Consider the following 16,009-nt stretch of genomic DNA (forward strand, 5'->3'; position numbering starts at 1 on the left):
GCTAGAGTGACTACATCTGAATATCCCGGACCAACCAGCCCCGCTATTGCCTCATCGTGAAAGACTCCCTTAAACCTGGCCTGCAATACCGTCAGCAGTTTCTGGTGCCGGTTTCCAAAACGGTGCCTGCCTTATACCCTGAAGCCGAAGCGTTTCAAGCTATGCCAAACGTGTTTGCCACCGGCTTTTTGGTTGGTTTTCTGGAGTGGGCATGCATCAATGCGGTACAGCCTTTTCTTGAAGGACCTCACGAGCAAACAGTAGGCACGCATATCAATGTCAGCCACCAGGCGCCTACGCCACCAGGATTTACTGTCACAGCGACCATTGAGTTAATCGGCATGGAAGGCCGCAAATTGATTTTTGCGGTAGAGGCGCACGATGGGATTGATTTGATTGCCAAGGGCATCCATGAACGCTTTGTCATAGACCGCACAAAGTTTGAAACGAAAGTGGCTTCTAAAACCAGCCATCTCCATCACAAGGAAATATAGTGTTTAAAACGTTGGTGCTGTTCGCCTTTACTGCCATTGCTGAAATCCTGGGTTGCTACTTGCCTTATCTCTGGTTAAGGGAGGGTAAAAGTGCCTGGCTGCTTATACCTGCCGCGATTAGTTTGGCAGTGTTTGCCTGGTTACTGACCTTGCATCCAGCGGCAGCAGGCCGAATATATGCGGCATACGGCGGCGTGTATATTGGCGTGGCTATTTTATGGCTATGGCTGGTGGAAGGCATACGCCCGACAGGCTGGGATTTGCTAGGTGCAGCAGTCGCGATGCTGGGCATGGCGATTATTATGTTTTCACCCAGGCAGATATAAAGCGGCACCTATTGGGTTTTAGCTGGATATTAATCATATGCGTTTGCTGATTTTCTTATGGGCATTGCCTACGACGCTAGTGGGGGTGATGGCTGCCATTCCATGGGTGTTGTCGGGCGCAAAAACGCGGATTGCACATGGCGTACTTGAGGTGCATGGTGGAAAGATTGCGCTATGGTTTATGCGCCGGGGGTTTGCAGCCATTGCATTAGGGCATGTGATAATGGGCTTTTCAGCAAGCAGGCTGGAGCAGTTACGACCACATGAACATGTGCATGTGCGGCAGGCAGAGCGGTGGGGGATTCTGTTTATTCCAGCTTATTTGCTGGCCGGGCTTTGGCAAAAGCTGCAAGGGCGGCATATGTATTATGACAATCCTTTTGAGCTGGAAGCTTTTGCGATGGATGCAAAGGTAGCAGAGACGAACACCCGTAAACAGGTTTGAGTATTACAAATAAAAAAAGCGCCACAAGATTGGCGCTTTTTGGTATCCGGCGAGACTTCAATCAATTACTGGTACAGGCTTTCCCAGAATTTCCACCAGACTTTTTCGTCTTCGTTGATTTTCCCGCTGATCATGGGATTCTCAGGATAGTTCGTTTTGAGTACACGCAAGGTGTCATCCTTGAGATCATCCAGATGCATGGCATCGTAGGCGCTGATCATAGTTACCAATGCTTCTTCAACCACGCTGGAGTTAGGGTAGGTCTCCAGCACATATTTGGTTCGGTTCACCGCAGCAACGTAGGCTTTACGTTGCATGTAATAACGCGCTACATGCATTTCGTGCATGGCCAGTGTGTTCACCAGGAAAATCATGCGTTGCGTCGCATCTTTGACGTAACGGCTATTCGGGAAGCGTTCGACCAGTTCCTTAAAAGCATTGAATGAGACGCGCAGTGTTTTAGGGTCGCGGTCATTGATTTCCTGCTTGGTGTATTTCTCGATGATGCCGCGTTCGTTAAAGGTTGCCAGGCCTTTCAGGTAGTAGGCGTAGTCAAGGTTAGGATGGTTTGGGTGCAGCTTGATGAAACGGTCAACAGCTGACAAGCACAATACCGGCTCTGATTTTTTGTAGTAGGCGTAAGCGACTTCGAGTTGTGCCTGGGTGGCATAAGCACCGTGCGGATAACGCGCTTCCAGCTTCTGGAAGTAGTCGATCGCCTTATCGTAATTCTTGTCCGCCATTTTTTCCTGACCAGCGGCATACAGGCGTTCCTCTGGCCAGCCCTTGGTTTCGTCAAGCGGATTCGGGTCGCCAAAAATAGCGCAAGCACTTAAGGTAAGCGCGGCAATGAAAATAAAAGCGCGCGTGAGCAGGGCGTTAAGCGGTAAAATGCGAAGCATGTTGTTCAATATCGTTATATATAAGGAAACTCAGGGCATTATAACTGATGCCGTTTGAAAATATGAAAGAAAGCGCTTCCTTACATCTGGTCGTGCCTACCAACCTCGGTGGGCAACGGCTGGATCTGGTTTTGCAGCAAATGTTGCCAGACCATTCCCGCAGCCGTTTACAGGGCTGGATCAAAGAGGGCCTGGTATTGCTGGATGGCAAAGCGCCTACGGCTAAAACCAAGGTCTGGGGTGGTGAGGACATTACAGTCACGCCACCAGTCAATGCGCAAGACAACGCATTTGAACCCGAAGACATTCCTCTGGATATTGTTTACGAAGATGATGCCCTGATCGTGATCAACAAGCCTGCCGGGCTGGTGGTGCATCCTGCTGCAGGAAACTGGAGCGGCACTTTATTAAATGCTTTGCTGTTCCACCGGCCGCAACTCAAGGAAGTGCCACGTGCTGGTATTGTGCACCGGCTGGATAAAGATACCAGCGGTTTGCTGGTGGTAGCGAAAACACTGGAGGCGCAAACCAGCCTGGTACGCCAGTTGCAAGCGCATTCCGTCAAACGCGAATACCGTGCCATCGTCTGGGGTCAATTGTGGCGTAGTGGCAAGGTAGACCAACCGATAGGGCGTCATCCGCACCAGCGCGTCAAAATGGCGGTGATACGCCGCGGTAAATCAGCAGTGACGCATTATCAGGTACTGGAGCGATTCGGCACCAATACCTATCTGCGCTGTAATCTTGAAACCGGCCGCACGCACCAGATCCGCGTGCATTTGCAGCATTTAAAAGCGCCTATGGTCGGCGATCCCTTGTACGGAATCGGTAATATCATCCCCCATAAGATGATGTCGACAGAGTTGCGTGCCGTGATCGGAGATTTCAAACGCCAGGCATTGCATGCCATCAAACTAGGCCTGACGCATCCGGTCACCAATGAGCATATGGAGTGGCAAATCGAGCTGGCGGATGATATGCGTGCGTTGCTGGAAGCTATGCGTGCCACTGAAGTGCCAGATGAACCACTGTCGCCAGTGGATCTGAATGTGGACGAAAATGGCTTGTTTATCGGCGAAGATGATGAAGACTGGGGCGATGACGATCTTGATGATGAACTTGAAGATGGCGAAGAGTGGGATGATGAAGCGCTGGTAGCGGACGAGGATGATGCATAAAGCCGAATTTATCATTCCTGATTGGCCTGCGCCTGCGAATGTTAAAGCGTTGCAAACGACGCGGGCAGGTGGCATCAGCACTGGTAACTACGCCAGCCTGAACCTGGGCGATCATGTGCAAGATAATCCATTACACGTGGCGCACAACCGCCAGTCATTAAGCCCGTATTTGCCAACAGAACCTGTCTGGTTGAAACAGGTACATGGCATACGCGTGATCGATGCCAGTACTTCAAGCTGCCTTGAAGCTGCCGATGCCAGTTTTGCAGCACGTAAAGAAGTCGTATGCGTGACTATGACGGCAGACTGTCTGCCAGTATTGCTTTGTGATGAAGCGGGCACCGTTGTTGCCGCAATCCATGCTGGTTGGCGCAGCCTCTGTGATGGTGTGATTGAAGCCACTGTTAAAGCGATGCCAGTTGAGCCTGGCTATTTAATGGCCTGGTTGGGTCCGGCGATTGGTCCTGATGCATTTCAAGTGGGTGGTGAAGTGCGGGAACAATTTATAACGCAGGACGCACAAGCAGAAACTGCATTCCGTCCACATAACAACAAATGGCTGGGTGATTTGTACATCATCGCCAGGCAACGCTTGCAGGCTTTGGGAGTTACCCGTACTTATGGTGGCGGCTTATGTACCTACAGCACACCTGAATCTTTCTTCAGCTTCAGGCGCGACGGGGAAACCGGACGCATGGCGACTTTAATCTGGCTGGAATAATCACCAGCTTTACAATAAAGCAAATATTTACAATACAAGTCATAACAATGCGACATCTCTAAAATAAAGCACCCCATGAAAAAACACCTCATTTTTGACCTGGACGGCACTTTGATCGATTCTGCCCCCAGTATCCTGGAAGGCTACGACCATGCATTCAAAAGCACAGGCACGCCTTTGAAAATGCCATTAAGCAATGATGTGATTGGCCCGCCCCTGATTGAAAGCCTTCAATTGCTTTCCGGCCAGGACGATGATGCATTATTGCAATCTCTGGCAAAGGTGTTTAAAGAGCACTATGACTCAAGCGGTTACCTGAAATCAGTCGTGTTTGATGGTGTGACAGCGATGTTGCAGCAACTACATCAGGCTGGCTACAAGTTATACATCGCAACCAACAAGCGATTATTCCCAACCGAAAAAATTGTCAGGCATTTGCAGTGGGATCAGTATTTCCAGGGCGTATATGCCCTGGATTATTTTCAGCCTGCACTCAGTCGCAAAGCTGATATGGTTGGCCGGATTGTGCAGGACCTGTCATTGCCGATTGAGCAATGCCTGTATATCGGCGACCGGCTGGAAGATGGCCTGGCTGCAGATGCGCACCACATGGATTTTGTGCTGGTGACCTGGGGCTATGCCGCCGATGCTTCACAAAAAAAACCGCACTGGCACCGCTGCACGCATGTGGATGCGCTGGCCACAACAATTGCTGACTTAAAAGGATAGGCGATGGTCAAGAATCGGCTTGGCCGCCCTTCGGCAAAATGTGTAGGCAGTGCAGCTTCATGGCACTGGCAAGACTGGAAAATAATGTTGCCTGTAGCAATACTCATTGCCGCTTTCCTGTACTGGGGTGTGCAGCAAGGCTGGGATGTCAAAATGCTGGCCGGGGTGACGGTTCTGGTGGGCTTAGTCTCAGGCGTGTTTGTCTGGATCATTGGTTTGATTGGTCTGCTGCCGGTGATCGGCCCGATGATTGTCAAAGTATTAAGCTTTGGTTTTATCTGGTTGCTGAATGCGCTGGGTTACCTCATTTCTTTCGTTGCTATCCGGCGTGGCTATTCAAAAGATGTACTGACTTATCGCGGTTTAACCCTGGCGTTGATGATAGGTATCGTCATCGGCTATGTCATTGCACAATTTATCTAGCCTTTAGATCTGCAATGACGATAACTGATTGTTTATGTTCATTTTTGCCAGAACTCACGTATAATGCGCGCCTCATTTCTACAAAGTATGCATGATTAATTTATCACCCTCTCTGACTGCCACTCTGGCGACCATGTCACCCTTGACGGGCATGGTGATTGCCTGCCTGGCCGGGGGCGTGTTAAGTGTGTCAGTCGCTGCCGTGTTCGCGCTGAATGCCAGAAAACATTGGGTGCCTTTGCTGGTCAGCTATGCGATCGGTGCTTTACTGGCAGCTGTATTCCTGGAGATATTGCCACACGCGATTGAAACCAGCCCGAATATAGAGGCCATGACAGCGACCATGCTGTTCGGGATTCTGCTGTTTTTTGCGCTGGAAAAACTGGTGCTATGGCGCCACTGTCATGGTGAACACTGTGAAATGCATGCCATACACGATGAGGCACATTGCCCGGAATTGCATCCGGGACAGGCTTCGGCACAAAAAGTGAAAGCACCGCAGGGCGCGATTAAATTCAGGCCCCTGGCAGCTGAATCCCCGCAAGTATTGAGTCACCATCATCATCACGACGACGGCCGTAGCGGCATGATGATCATGATAGGTGACACTTTCCATAATTTTGTCGATGGTGTGCTGATCTGTGCCGCATTTATGGTCGACATGCAGGTAGGTCTGGTCACGGCGCTGGCGATCATTGCACACGAGATTCCGCAAGAAGTCGGTGACTTCCTGATTTTGTTACATTCCGGCTACAGCAAGCGCAAGGCATTCCTGTTCAACATCGCCTCCAGCCTGGCCACACTGGCCGGTGGCCTGATCGCTTATGCAGGACTGAATATGGTGCAGCACTGGGTGCCTTATATTTTGAGCCTGGCGGCTTCCAGTATGTTGTATGTCGCAGTGGCGGATCTGATTCCCGGATTACATAAACGAACCGCGTTGCGCGATACGTTGTTGCAGTTATTATTGATTACATTAGGCGTAGCTTCGGTCGCGGTAACCAAGCTCCTGGTGGAAGGTTAAAGGTTAATGTATGCAGATTATGCCTAAAGTTGGTTTTGTGTCACTGGGTTGCCCTAAAGCCGGTTCAGACTCCGAGCGTATTCTTACTCAGCTGCGCGCTGAGGGATATGAGATCAGTAACAGTTACGAAAAATCCGACCTGGTTGTGGTAAACACCTGCGGGTTTATTGATTCTGCCGTGCAGGAATCCCTGGATGCGATAGGCGAAGCGCTGAATAAAAACGGCAAGGTCATTGTCACCGGTTGCCTGGGTGCTAAAAAAGATGTGGTCACCGGCGCGCATCCTAGCGTGCTGGCAGTCACCGGTCCACATGCGCTGGAAGAAGTGATGGGTCATGTGCATACGCATTTGCCCAAACCACATGATCCCTATACCGACCTGGTGCCGCCACAAGGCGTGCGCCTGACGCCCAAACATTATGCCTACCTTAAAATCTCGGAAGGCTGTAATCACCGTTGCAGTTTCTGCATCATCCCAAGCATGCGTGGTGACCTGGTCAGCCGCCCGATTGGCGATGTGATGAACGAAGCTGAAAACCTGGTCAATGCCGGTGTGTCGGAAATCCTGGTGATTTCACAAGATACCTCGGCCTATGGCGTGGATATGAAATTCCGCAGTGGTTTCTGGAATGGCAGGCCGGTAAAAACGCACATGACTGCGCTGAGCAAGGCGCTTGGCGAATTGGGCGTATGGATACGTTTACATTATGTATATCCATACCCGCATGTAGACGAAGTGATTCCATTGATGGCTGAAGGTGCGATTCTTCCTTACCTGGATGTGCCGTTACAGCACGCGAGCCCGCGTATTCTTAAAGCAATGAAGCGCCCAGCCAGTAGCGAAAACAACCTGGCCCGTATCAAGGCCTGGCGCGAAACCTGCCCTGAGATTGCTATCCGCAGTACCTTTATCGTCGGTTTCCCAGGCGAAACTGAAGACGACTTTAAAATGCTGCTGGATTTTATGGAAGAAGCGCAGCTGGACCGTGTCGGCTGCTTTGCCTATTCTGCCGTGGATGGTGCAACAGCCAATGCTTTAGATCATCAGGTGCCGGAAGAAATCAAGAAGGAACGCTTGAGCCGCTTTATGGAAGTGCAAGAACGCATCAGTGCTGCCAAAGTGTCAGCCAAGATCGGCAGCCTGCAAACCGTGCTGGTGGATGAGCTGACTGAAGATGACGACGGCAATGTGATCGCCATTGCACGTACCAAAGCCGATGCACCGGAAATTGATGGGATTGTTTACCTGCAGGATGCGGACGGTATTAGTCCTGGCGATTTTGTGGATGTGCAGATTGTTGATGCCCAAGGCCATGATCTGATAGGTGCGCCGCCTGAGTTTTAATCAGCTAGATAAAATAAAAAATGCCGCAAATTGCGGCATTTTTTATTTTGTTAGCAAAAGCCCCCACAACTTATGCGGCCTGGGTCAGCTGAGGCCGTTGACAGTCTGCCCGGTCTGCAAAGATATCCAGGGTATAAGGACAGCGTTTCAGTTTTGATTCGCTATTCTTACGCTTGCTGTTTTGAGCAAGGTTCACATAAGGCGTCTGGCTAAGCCTGACATAGCCGGATTGTAGAAGTTTTTTTGCAGTCGTCTCAAACTGGCTTAATGGATTATCCATATTTTGCAGCGTGATGCCCAGTTTGTGTATGGCAACCACATGGTAAATCACGCTGGTTTGCCCAGGCATGGCCGGTTTGCCGTAAAGCTCGCCGACATGGATATCGCTGCTGGAAGAAGTAGGCTGCATCATGGACGCATGATAACGCGTTTGTAGCGATGCTTCAATCTGGCAGCAAGCAAAAAGCAGGGCGAGGCATGAGCAGCGCCAACATGTTAAAATAGTCCGCTTAAGAATTCAGAGAGTCATCATGCAACAAGCTGTTAAAACCCGTTTCGCGCCTAGTCCCACTGGCTACCTCCATATTGGTGGTGCGCGCACCGCATTATTTTCCTGGGCCTATGCCAAGCGTCATGGCGGCCAGTTTATCCTGCGGATCGAAGACACGGATGTTGCACGCTCTACACCTGAAGCTGTACAGGCGATTCTGGATGGCATGTCCTGGCTGGAGCTGGACCATGATGAAGGCCCTTACTACCAGATGCAGCGCATGGATACCTATAAAGCCTCTATTCAAAAAATGCTGGACGCAGGCCAGGCTTATTACTGTTATAGCAGCAAGGAAGAACTGGATGCCTTGCGTGAAAGTCAGATGCAGCAAGGTTTGAAGCCTCGTTATGATGGCCGCTGGCGTCCTGAGCCTGGTAAAGTGTTGCCGGAGCCACCTAAGGATATTCCGCCCGTCGTGCGCTTCAAAAATCCGCAAGATGGCGTGGTGGCGTGGGATGATATGGTCAAAGGCCGTATCGAAATCGCCAATGCCGAGCTGGATGACCTGATTATCGCCAGGGGTGACGGCACACCGACCTACAACTTCTGTGTGGTGGTGGATGACTGGGAAATGGGCGTGACGCAGGTGATACGTGGCGATGACCACGTCAACAATACGCCGCGCCAGATCAATATGTTGCAGGCACTCGGCGCACAAATTCCTCAATATGCGCATTTGTCCATGATATTGGGCGATGATGGTCAAAAGTTATCCAAACGCCATGGTGCAGTCAATGTGATGCAGTATCATGAAGATGGTTATCTGCGCGAAGCGGTATTGAATTACCTGGCACGCCTGGGCTGGTCGCATGGCGATGACGAAGTATTCGATATGGCGCAGTTCTGCCGGTGGTTTGATCTAGACCATATCACGCCGTCTGCCGCGCAGTTCAACACTGAAAAACTCAACTGGCTGAATGCGCATTACATCAAGGTATTGCCGCTGGAGCAGATTGCCGAAGAAGTAAAACCACGCCTTGCGAAGTTAGGCATTACCGACACGCAATCGCCTGATTTGCTGGCTGTGCTCAACCTTTACCGTGAACGGACAAACAACCTGAACCAGTTAGCGCAAGAGATCGCCTTTTTCTACCGCGACCCGGTGATCAATGAAGCCGATGTAACCAAGCATATCCAGCCGGAAACAGCCGCCTATATTGAAAGTTTCCTGGAAAAAATTAAAGACTCTGACTGGACTGTCGATAATTTACACGATGGCCTGAATCAGGTTGTCACTGAGCAACAGATCAAATTTCCAAAATTGGCCATGCCATTACGGGTGGCTTTGATCGGTATTGCGCAGTCGCCTAGCATCGATCAGGTGATGTCTATACTGGGCAAAGCGGCCTGTTTACAGCGCATTCGAGCATTATTTCCAAAAAAATAATGCACAGGCATTGAAATTGGAACAAATTAGTACAATCATAGTCACTGTAAGGGATTGGTGTTCAACATAATAAAAACTCCAATATATGATTAAAACAATGAAGGAGCAATTCGATGAATAATAAAGGCCAAATGCTGCAAGACCCTTTTCTGAACGCCTTGAGGAAAGAGCATGTTCAAGTATCCATCTATCTCGTCAACGGGATTAAGTTACAGGGTCAGGTAGATTCGTTTGACCAGTATGTCATTTTGCTGAAAAACACTGTCACGCAAATGGTATACAAACACGCTATTTCCACCATCGTTCCAGCCCGTCCTGTTAATTTAGGACCACACGAACCCGCACAAGAATCTTAATGCATGTTTGATAGACCTAGCGGCGGAGATGCTGTCGTTCTGGTCAGTATCAACTTTGGTGATGCTGATTATGAAGAAAGTTTACAAGAGCTCCGCCACCTTGCCGGTACTGCCGGATTAAATATTTCTGATACGCTTGAAGGCAAACGCCAGTCTCCTGACCCCAAGTTCTTCATCGGCTCAGGCAAGGCAGACGAGCTGAAAGCAATGATGGCGGCTTACGAAAGTAAAGTGGCCGCTTTTAATCACGATTTAAGCCCATCGCAGCAACGTAACCTGGAAAAATTTCTGGAAGCCCGTGTTGTGGACCGCACTGGCCTCATCCTGGAGATTTTTGCCCAGCGTGCGCAGTCGCATGAAGGTAAGCTCCAGGTTGAACTGGCGCAGCTGGAACATTTATCCACTCGGCTGGTACGCGGCTGGACCCACCTTGAACGTCAAAAGGGCGGTATTGGTGTACGTGGCGGCCCTGGTGAAACGCAGCTGGAGCTGGACAGGCGCATGCTGCGCGTGCGCGTCAAGCAATTGCGTGAAAAACTGGCAAAACTGAAGCAGCAACGCGGCATGCAGCGACGTGCCCGCAAGCGGTCTCCTTTGCTTACCGTATCTCTGGTTGGGTATACCAACGCAGGTAAATCCACCTTGTTTAACCGGCTGACGCACTCCGGAGTGTATGCAGCTGACCAGTTGTTTGCCACGCTGGATACCACTTCGCGCAAAATGCATTTGCCTGAAGGCTATCCAGTGGTCATTTCAGATACTGTCGGGTTTATCAAACATTTGCCAACTACCCTCATTGAAGCCTTTGGCGCTACGCTGGAAGAGGCGTCACAAGCTGACTTGCTATTGCATATTGTGGATGTGGCAAGCCCTAACCGTGACAACCAGATTGAACAGGTCAATATCGTGCTCAACGAAATCGGTGCTGCCCAGGTGCCGCAGATCCTGGTGCTTAACCAGATTGATCGCATGGGCATGGCGCCGGGAATCGACCGTGACGAGTATGGTAATATCAGAACCATTCGTGTGTCTGCCAGGGATGGCATTGGTATCGAAGACTTACGTCAGGCACTGCTAGAGCATCAACAACATTTGAAAAAACTGAGTACGGAAGAGCGTGCTTACGTTTAACCGGAAATAGAAAACACGGAGTAGATGAATGAGAAAGTTTCCAGGCTTTTGGAATAAAAATAACGAAGGCCCGCCCGATCTGGACGAGGTATTCAAGGATTTGAATCAAAAGCTGAATCGTATGTTCGGTGGTAAAGGCGGGCAGGGTGGCCCTCGTGCGAGCGGACCTGCACCACAACCTTTGCCTATCGCCCCGATTCTTGGCCTGGTGGCCTTGATCTGGCTCGGTTCCGGCTTCTATATCGTGGACCAGGGTTCACGCGGTGTGGTATTGCGGTTTGGCAAGCATGTAGAAACCACTACACCTGGCCCGCGCTGGCATCTGCCTTTCCCGATCGAAACAGTTGAAAACGTCAACCTTGAACAGGTACGCACCATAGAACTGGGCTATCGCTCGTTTGAAGGCGAATCTGGCCGTAGTAAAGAGCCACGGGAGTCATTGATGCTGACCGATGATGAAAATATCATCGATCTGCAAGTTGCCGTGCAATACAACCTCAAGTCAGTGGAAGACTACCAGTTCAGCAACCGCTCTACAGAAGAAAGCGTGCGCGGCATTGCCGAGACCGCGATTCGTGAAGTCGCAGGCCGAAGCAAAATGGATTTCGTGTTGTATGAAGGCCGCGATGAAGTCGCTGCCAAAGCGAAAAAGCTGATGCAGGAAATGCTGGATCGTTATCAGTCCGGGGTCCATGTCGTCAACGTCACCATGCAAAATGCACAGCCCCCTGAGCAGGTGCAGGCCGCATTCGATGATGCAGTGAAAGCCAAGCAGGATCTGGAACGCCAGAAGAATGAAGGTCAGGCTTACGCCAATGACGTGATTCCAAAAGCACGCGGTACCGCAGCCCGCCTTGGTGAAGAGGCTTCCGGTTATAAATTGCGCGTTGAAAACGAAGCCAAAGGTAATGCAGACCGCTTTGAGCAGATTCTGACCCAGTACAACAAGGCGCCGGAAGTCACGCGTCAACGCTTGTACCTGGATGCACAGGAACACATTCTGTCTAATACCAGCAAGGTATTGGTGGATCAAAAGGGTGGCAACAGCCTGCTGTATTTGCCGTTGGATAAATTGATGGGCGCAAGTGGCGCGGGTGGTGGTACTAATGCTGCGCCAGCCGCTGAAAAGCCGGCTCAAGAATCTTCACAATCATCTGATGCCGGTGTTCTGGATCGCACACGCGATGCCATGCGCAGCCGTGATCGCGAATATCGCTAGTTTGCCCTGAAGGAATAAAGAATATGAGAAATATTGGAAGTATATTAATCGGGGTATTTGTTTTGCTGGTGGTGATCACTTCATCAGCATATACAGTTGATCAGCGCGAGTTTGCACTGGTGTTCCGCCTGGGCGAAATCGTTTCGGTCAAAAAAGCGCCTGGCCTCTACTTCAAGATGCCCATGGTAGAAAATATCCGTTATTACGATAAACGTATCCTGACGCTCAATTGGGAAGAGCCAGATCGCTTTATTACCAGCGAGAAGAAAAACGTACTGGTGGATTCATTTATCAAATGGCGCATTATCGATCCGGCCAAATATTATGTCTCGGTGCGCGGTGAAGAAGTGCAGGCTGAGCGCCGTATCTCGCAAATGGTCAATGATGGTTTGCGGGCCGAAATTGGTAAACGCAATATCCACGACGTGGTTTCCGGTGAGCGTGCCACAATCATGAGGATTTTGCGTGAGCGTGCCGACAAGGAAAGCCGCCAGATGGGTATCCAGATTCTGGATGTGCGCCTGCGCCGGGTTGACCTGACTAAAGAAGTCAGTGAGTCGGTTTATCAACGTATGGAAGCAGAGCGTAAATCTGTCGCCAATGAGTTGCGCTCAGAAGGTGCAGCGGCTGCCGAGAAGATTCGCGCCGATGCAGACAAGCAGCGTGAGGTGATCATTGCCGAAGCTTATCGCGAAGCGCAAAAAGTGAAAGGTGAAGGCGACGCCAAAGCATCAGAAGTCTATGCGCAAGCGTTCGGCAAGAATCCTGAATTTTATGCGTTTTATCGTAGCCAGGAAGCCTATAAAAACAGCTTCAAGAGCAAGTCTGACGTGATGGTCATAGACCAGAGTTCTGACTTCTTTAAATATATGCGTAATTCTGGCAAAAAATAATTCAGTCCAGTCATAAGGTCATGGTATGAACTGGTGGTGGTTGATTGGCGGGGTACTGTTGATTGAAGGATTGATGCCGTTGATATTTACCCAGGCCTGGCGGCAAACTTTTGAAAAATTGCTGCAACTGAAGGACGGGCAGATTCGTTTTATCGGTTTTCTTTCAGCTGCGGTTGGACTGTTTATTTTGTGGCTTAACCGTTAATTACCATTCTGGATATTTGAAAGGCACGCTTATTTGGCGTGCCTTTTTTCTGTTCTACTCAGGCCATCACAAGCCATTCCCATTGCTAAAGCCATGTCTAAGGCAGGGGTTTGCAGGTATAATAACGGCATGCATAATTGGTTACTTCCCGAATATATTGAAGATGTGCTGCCTGCTGAAGCGGCGCGTCTCGAATCCTACCGTCGTCAAATCCTTGATTTATTTCGCGTACATGGTTATCAGTATGTAATGCCCCCCATGATGGAATATGTGGAGTCTTTGCTAACCGGCACCGGCCACGATCTGGACATCGCTACTTTTAAAGTGGTAGATCAATTAACCGGCCGCCTGATGGGTTTGCGCGCAGATACCACTCCGCAAGCGGCACGCATTGATGCACACATGCTGAATCATCAGGGCGTTTCCCGCCTGTGTTATGCCGGTACCGTGTTACGCACCAAGCCTGATGGCCTGGCACGTACGCGTGAGCCCTTACAGTTGGGTGCAGAGATCTACGGGCATGCCGGGATTGAAAGCGATATAGAAGTACAAAAACTGATGGTCAAGGCTTTGCAACTATTGGGCATGCGCACGCTGTTTGTTGATCTCAGTCATGTGGCTATTTTTGCCAGCTTGTCGCATATGGCGCAGCTAGGTACACAACAGGAACGTGAATTGCAAATTGCCTTGCAGGCCAAAGATGTTTCGCGCGTGCAGGAACTGATCACCAACCTGTCTGAGAAATCGCGTAAGGCTTTTATCGCACTGACCCAGTTGAGTGGCGGCGTCGAAGTGCTGGAGCAGGCGCGTGATGTGCTGCCTGATTCCCCGGAAATTGAACAGGCGTTGCATGAGATGGCCGCGGTAGCAACTGCATTGGGTAATGATGAAGTCACGGTGACCATAGACCTCAGTGAGCTGCGCGGCTACCACTACCATAACGGCATGGTGTTTGCCGCTTATGCCAAAGAATATGCCGGACCGATCGCCTTGGGCGGCCGTTATGATGAAGTTGGCGCCGCTTTTGGCCGTGCGCGTCCTGCCACCGGTTTTAGCCTGGATCTGCGCGGCGCTTTGCAGGCACTTGGCCCAGCTACCTTGAATAAGGGCATTCTTGCGCCTGTATCCAGCGACGGCGAATTGGCAGCCGTGGTGGAAACCTTGCGTGCGCAAGGCCAGATCGTGGTGGAAGCATTACCGGATGCGCTGCTGGATTATTCTGAATTAGCCTGTGACCGTACTCTGGAAAAAGTCGATGGTCGCTGGCAGGTCGTTGCTGTTTGAAGCCGTTTTGAACTGGCAACCCATTTTCGTTTTAGACAAGATAATTATTGAACATGACACAATCTAAGCAAGCAAAAAACGTCGTTGTTATTGGTACCCAGTGGGGCGACGAAGGTAAAGGTAAAATTGTTGACTGGCTGACAGATCACGCGCAGGGCGTGGTTCGTTTTCAAGGTGGTCATAATGCCGGTCACACGCTGGTTGTCGGCCAGGGCGCTGCACAAAAAGTGTACAAGCTGAATCTGGTCCCATCCGGTATCGTACGTGATGGCGTCAATTGCTATATCGGTAACGGCGTTGTACTCGATACCACGCATTTGCTGCATGAGATCGCCACGCTGGAGCAGGGCGGCCTGGATGTGAAAAACCGCTTGAAAGTCAGCCCTGGCTGCCCTTTGATTTTATCCCATCACGTTGCGGTAGATTTGGCGCGTGAAGCCAAACGCAGCGCCGAGAAAAAAATCGGCACTACAGGTAAAGGGATAGGCCCGGCATATGAAGACAAGGTCGCACGCCGTGCCTTGCGCGTGTATGACTTGTTCCATCCCGAGCGGTTTGCTGAAAAATTGCGTGAAGTGATGGACTATCATAACTTTGTATTGACCCAGTATCTGGGCGGCACTGCGGTGGATTATCAGCAGCAATATGACGCCAGCATGCAACATGCACCTGTGTTGAAACCTATGGTTGCAGATATCTCAGCTGCTTTATATGAAGCCAATGCGCGTGGCGAGCACCTGTTGTTCGAAGGCGCGCAAGGCACGTTGCTGGATATCGATCATGGGACTTATCCGTATGTGACTTCCAGCAACTGTATCGCTGGTCAGGCATCAGCCGGTACCGGTGTTGGTGCCAATATGTTGCATTACGTATTGGGCATCACCAAGGCATACACCACCCGCGTTGGTGGCGGCCCGTTTCCAAGCGAACTGGATATCGAAACCGAAGGTGTGCCTGGTTACCAGATGTCTACCGTCGGCCAGGAGATCGGCACCGTGACACGTCGCAAACGCCGTTGCGGCTGGTTCGATGCTGCGGCATTGCGTCGTTCAGCCCGTATCAATGGCCTGACCGGTTTGTGCATCACCAAGCTGGATGTACTGGACGGCATTGAATCCCTGGATATTTGTACCGGCTATAAACTGGATGGCAAAGTCGTGGACATGTTACCTGTCGGTGCCGATGATGTAGCCCGTTGTGAACCGATATACGAGACCGTGCCTGGCTGGACTGAAACGACGTTTGGTGTGAAAACCTGGGAAGGTCTGCCAAAAAATGCCCAGCACTACCTGAAGCGTCTTGAAGCATTATGTGGCGTACCTATTGCCATTGTGTCGACTGGCCCAGAGCGCGATGAAACCATTGTCTTGCAACACCCGTTTGCCTGATTAAGAGAT

19 protein-coding genes are annotated in these 16,009 nt (G+C 50.6%); 17 read left to right on the forward strand and 2 right to left on the reverse strand.

What is annotated here, in order from left to right; genetic code table 11:
• The first annotated feature begins 56 nt into the window (after window positions 1–56).
• From ACFQ2T_RS01205 to ACFQ2T_RS01215, 3 genes are read left to right on the forward strand one after another with little or no spacing between them, the layout of a single operon-like run.
• Entirely contained in the window at window positions 57–494 is a 438-nt protein-coding gene (locus ACFQ2T_RS01205; protein ID WP_379029382.1) for a thioesterase family protein, read from the forward strand.
• Window positions 494–820, forward strand: coding sequence for a YnfA family protein (locus ACFQ2T_RS01210; RefSeq protein WP_379029384.1), 327 nt, complete (start codon window positions 494–496; stop codon window positions 818–820). The genes ACFQ2T_RS01205 and ACFQ2T_RS01210 overlap by 1 nt, the downstream gene beginning before the upstream one ends.
• Before the next feature lie 37 nt (window positions 821–857).
• Complete coding sequence (locus ACFQ2T_RS01215; RefSeq protein WP_379029387.1) at window positions 858–1,265, forward strand: hypothetical protein; 408 nt, start codon at window positions 858–860, stop codon at window positions 1,263–1,265.
• 65 nt (window positions 1,266–1,330) lie between these two features.
• On the opposite strand, the gene ACFQ2T_RS01220 is transcribed toward ACFQ2T_RS01215, so the two are convergent.
• Window positions 1,331–2,167 (reverse strand): outer membrane protein assembly factor BamD, encoded by an 837-nt coding sequence (locus ACFQ2T_RS01220; protein WP_379029390.1) that lies wholly within the window; start codon window positions 2,165–2,167, stop codon window positions 1,331–1,333.
• A 47-nt stretch (window positions 2,168–2,214) separates the two neighbouring features.
• Here ACFQ2T_RS01220 and rluD point away from each other — a divergent pair, with 47 nt between their 5' ends.
• From rluD to rimO, 6 genes are all read left to right on the forward strand, one after another.
• A complete protein-coding gene (gene rluD, locus ACFQ2T_RS01225) occupies window positions 2,215–3,345 on the forward strand; it encodes a 23S rRNA pseudouridine(1911/1915/1917) synthase RluD (RefSeq protein ID WP_379029393.1) in 1,131 nt (376 codons plus the stop codon).
• On the forward strand, window positions 3,335–4,066 hold the full coding sequence (gene pgeF, locus ACFQ2T_RS01230) for a peptidoglycan editing factor PgeF (protein WP_379029395.1): 732 nt from the start codon (window positions 3,335–3,337) through the stop codon (window positions 4,064–4,066). The genes rluD and pgeF overlap by 11 nt, the downstream gene beginning before the upstream one ends.
• 75 nt (window positions 4,067–4,141) lie before the next feature.
• Window positions 4,142–4,795, forward strand: a complete 654-nt coding sequence (locus tag ACFQ2T_RS01235; protein WP_379029398.1) for an HAD family hydrolase — start codon at window positions 4,142–4,144, stop codon at window positions 4,793–4,795.
• A gap of 3 nt (window positions 4,796–4,798) precedes the next feature.
• Entirely contained in the window at window positions 4,799–5,218 is a 420-nt protein-coding gene (locus tag ACFQ2T_RS01240) for a hypothetical protein (protein WP_379029401.1), read from the forward strand.
• A 133-nt stretch (window positions 5,219–5,351) separates the two neighbouring features.
• Window positions 5,352–6,242 (forward strand): ZIP family metal transporter, encoded by an 891-nt coding sequence (locus tag ACFQ2T_RS01245; protein WP_379033861.1) that lies wholly within the window; start codon window positions 5,352–5,354, stop codon window positions 6,240–6,242.
• 10 nt (window positions 6,243–6,252) lie between these two features.
• Window positions 6,253–7,587, forward strand: coding sequence for a 30S ribosomal protein S12 methylthiotransferase RimO (gene rimO, locus ACFQ2T_RS01250; protein WP_379029403.1), 1,335 nt, complete (start codon window positions 6,253–6,255; stop codon window positions 7,585–7,587).
• 70 nt (window positions 7,588–7,657) lie between these two features.
• Here the strand turns inward: rimO and ACFQ2T_RS01255 are convergent, their stop codons facing one another.
• Window positions 7,658–7,999, reverse strand: coding sequence for a hypothetical protein (locus tag ACFQ2T_RS01255; RefSeq protein WP_379029406.1), 342 nt, complete (start codon window positions 7,997–7,999; stop codon window positions 7,658–7,660).
• Window positions 8,000–8,117: 118 nt separating this feature from the next.
• Here ACFQ2T_RS01255 and gltX point away from each other — a divergent pair, with 118 nt between their 5' ends.
• The 8 genes from gltX to ACFQ2T_RS01295 all read left to right on the forward strand — a co-directional run bounded on the left by gltX (window position 8,118) and on the right by ACFQ2T_RS01295 (window position 16,000).
• Window positions 8,118–9,524 carry a glutamate--tRNA ligase gene (gene gltX, locus ACFQ2T_RS01260; protein ID WP_379029409.1) on the forward strand — a complete coding sequence of 469 codons (1,407 nt, stop codon included), beginning with the start codon at window positions 8,118–8,120 and terminating at the stop codon, window positions 9,522–9,524.
• A gap of 113 nt (window positions 9,525–9,637) precedes the next feature.
• Entirely contained in the window at window positions 9,638–9,880 is a 243-nt protein-coding gene (gene hfq / locus ACFQ2T_RS01265; protein ID WP_306390195.1) for an RNA chaperone Hfq, read from the forward strand.
• Window positions 9,881–9,883: 3 nt separating this feature from the next.
• Window positions 9,884–11,011: a GTPase HflX gene (gene hflX, locus ACFQ2T_RS01270; RefSeq protein ID WP_379029413.1), complete on the forward strand. Its 1,128-nt coding sequence runs from the start codon at window positions 9,884–9,886 to the stop codon at window positions 11,009–11,011.
• A gap of 28 nt (window positions 11,012–11,039) precedes the next feature.
• On the forward strand, window positions 11,040–12,230 hold the full coding sequence (hflK, locus tag ACFQ2T_RS01275; protein WP_379029416.1) for an FtsH protease activity modulator HflK: 1,191 nt from the start codon (window positions 11,040–11,042) through the stop codon (window positions 12,228–12,230).
• 23 nt (window positions 12,231–12,253) lie between these two features.
• The gene (gene hflC, locus ACFQ2T_RS01280) at window positions 12,254–13,123 is read left to right on the forward strand and encodes a protease modulator HflC (protein ID WP_379029419.1); all 870 of its coding nucleotides are present in this window, start codon (window positions 12,254–12,256) and stop codon (window positions 13,121–13,123) included.
• Between the two features lie 25 nt (window positions 13,124–13,148).
• The gene (locus ACFQ2T_RS01285; protein WP_379029422.1) at window positions 13,149–13,328 is read left to right on the forward strand and encodes a DUF2065 domain-containing protein; all 180 of its coding nucleotides are present in this window, start codon (window positions 13,149–13,151) and stop codon (window positions 13,326–13,328) included.
• Between the two features lie 129 nt (window positions 13,329–13,457).
• Entirely contained in the window at window positions 13,458–14,612 is a 1,155-nt protein-coding gene (locus ACFQ2T_RS01290; protein WP_379029425.1) for an ATP phosphoribosyltransferase regulatory subunit, read from the forward strand.
• A 53-nt stretch (window positions 14,613–14,665) separates the two neighbouring features.
• Window positions 14,666–16,000 carry an adenylosuccinate synthase gene (locus ACFQ2T_RS01295; RefSeq protein ID WP_379029428.1) on the forward strand — a complete coding sequence of 445 codons (1,335 nt, stop codon included), beginning with the start codon at window positions 14,666–14,668 and terminating at the stop codon, window positions 15,998–16,000.
• Window positions 16,001–16,009: the final 9 nt, after the last annotated feature.

The organism is Methylophilus flavus, assembly GCF_042678905.1.
In the GTDB taxonomy this organism is placed as follows: Bacteria; Pseudomonadota; Gammaproteobacteria; order Burkholderiales; family Methylophilaceae; genus Methylophilus; species Methylophilus flavus.

Bases quoted from the DNA above. Each gene is read 5' to 3' on its own strand.
- ACFQ2T_RS01215 (WP_379029387.1), top strand. From the start codon at position 858: ATGCGTTTGCTGATTTTCTTATGGGCATTGCCTACGACGCTAGTGGGG.
- ACFQ2T_RS01220 (WP_379029390.1), bottom strand. From the start codon at position 2,167: ATGCTTCGCATTTTACCGCTTAACGCCCTGCTCACGCGCGCTTTTATT.
- rluD (WP_379029393.1), top strand. From the start codon at position 2,215: ATGCCGTTTGAAAATATGAAAGAAAGCGCTTCCTTACATCTGGTCGTG.
- pgeF (WP_379029395.1), top strand. From the start codon at position 3,335: ATGATGCATAAAGCCGAATTTATCATTCCTGATTGGCCTGCGCCTGCG.
- ACFQ2T_RS01235 (WP_379029398.1), top strand. From the start codon at position 4,142: ATGAAAAAACACCTCATTTTTGACCTGGACGGCACTTTGATCGATTCT.
- ACFQ2T_RS01240 (WP_379029401.1), top strand. From the start codon at position 4,799: ATGGTCAAGAATCGGCTTGGCCGCCCTTCGGCAAAATGTGTAGGCAGT.
- ACFQ2T_RS01245 (WP_379033861.1), top strand. From the start codon at position 5,352: ATGTCACCCTTGACGGGCATGGTGATTGCCTGCCTGGCCGGGGGCGTG.
- rimO (WP_379029403.1), top strand. From the start codon at position 6,253: ATGCAGATTATGCCTAAAGTTGGTTTTGTGTCACTGGGTTGCCCTAAA.
- ACFQ2T_RS01255 (WP_379029406.1), bottom strand. From the start codon at position 7,999: ATGATGCAGCCTACTTCTTCCAGCAGCGATATCCATGTCGGCGAGCTT.
- gltX (WP_379029409.1), top strand. From the start codon at position 8,118: ATGCAACAAGCTGTTAAAACCCGTTTCGCGCCTAGTCCCACTGGCTAC.
- hfq (WP_306390195.1), top strand. From the start codon at position 9,638: ATGAATAATAAAGGCCAAATGCTGCAAGACCCTTTTCTGAACGCCTTG.
- hflX (WP_379029413.1), top strand. From the start codon at position 9,884: ATGTTTGATAGACCTAGCGGCGGAGATGCTGTCGTTCTGGTCAGTATC.
- hflK (WP_379029416.1), top strand. From the start codon at position 11,040: ATGAGAAAGTTTCCAGGCTTTTGGAATAAAAATAACGAAGGCCCGCCC.
- hflC (WP_379029419.1), top strand. From the start codon at position 12,254: ATGAGAAATATTGGAAGTATATTAATCGGGGTATTTGTTTTGCTGGTG.
- ACFQ2T_RS01285 (WP_379029422.1), top strand. From the start codon at position 13,149: ATGAACTGGTGGTGGTTGATTGGCGGGGTACTGTTGATTGAAGGATTG.
- ACFQ2T_RS01290 (WP_379029425.1), top strand. From the start codon at position 13,458: ATGCATAATTGGTTACTTCCCGAATATATTGAAGATGTGCTGCCTGCT.
- ACFQ2T_RS01295 (WP_379029428.1), top strand. From the start codon at position 14,666: ATGACACAATCTAAGCAAGCAAAAAACGTCGTTGTTATTGGTACCCAG.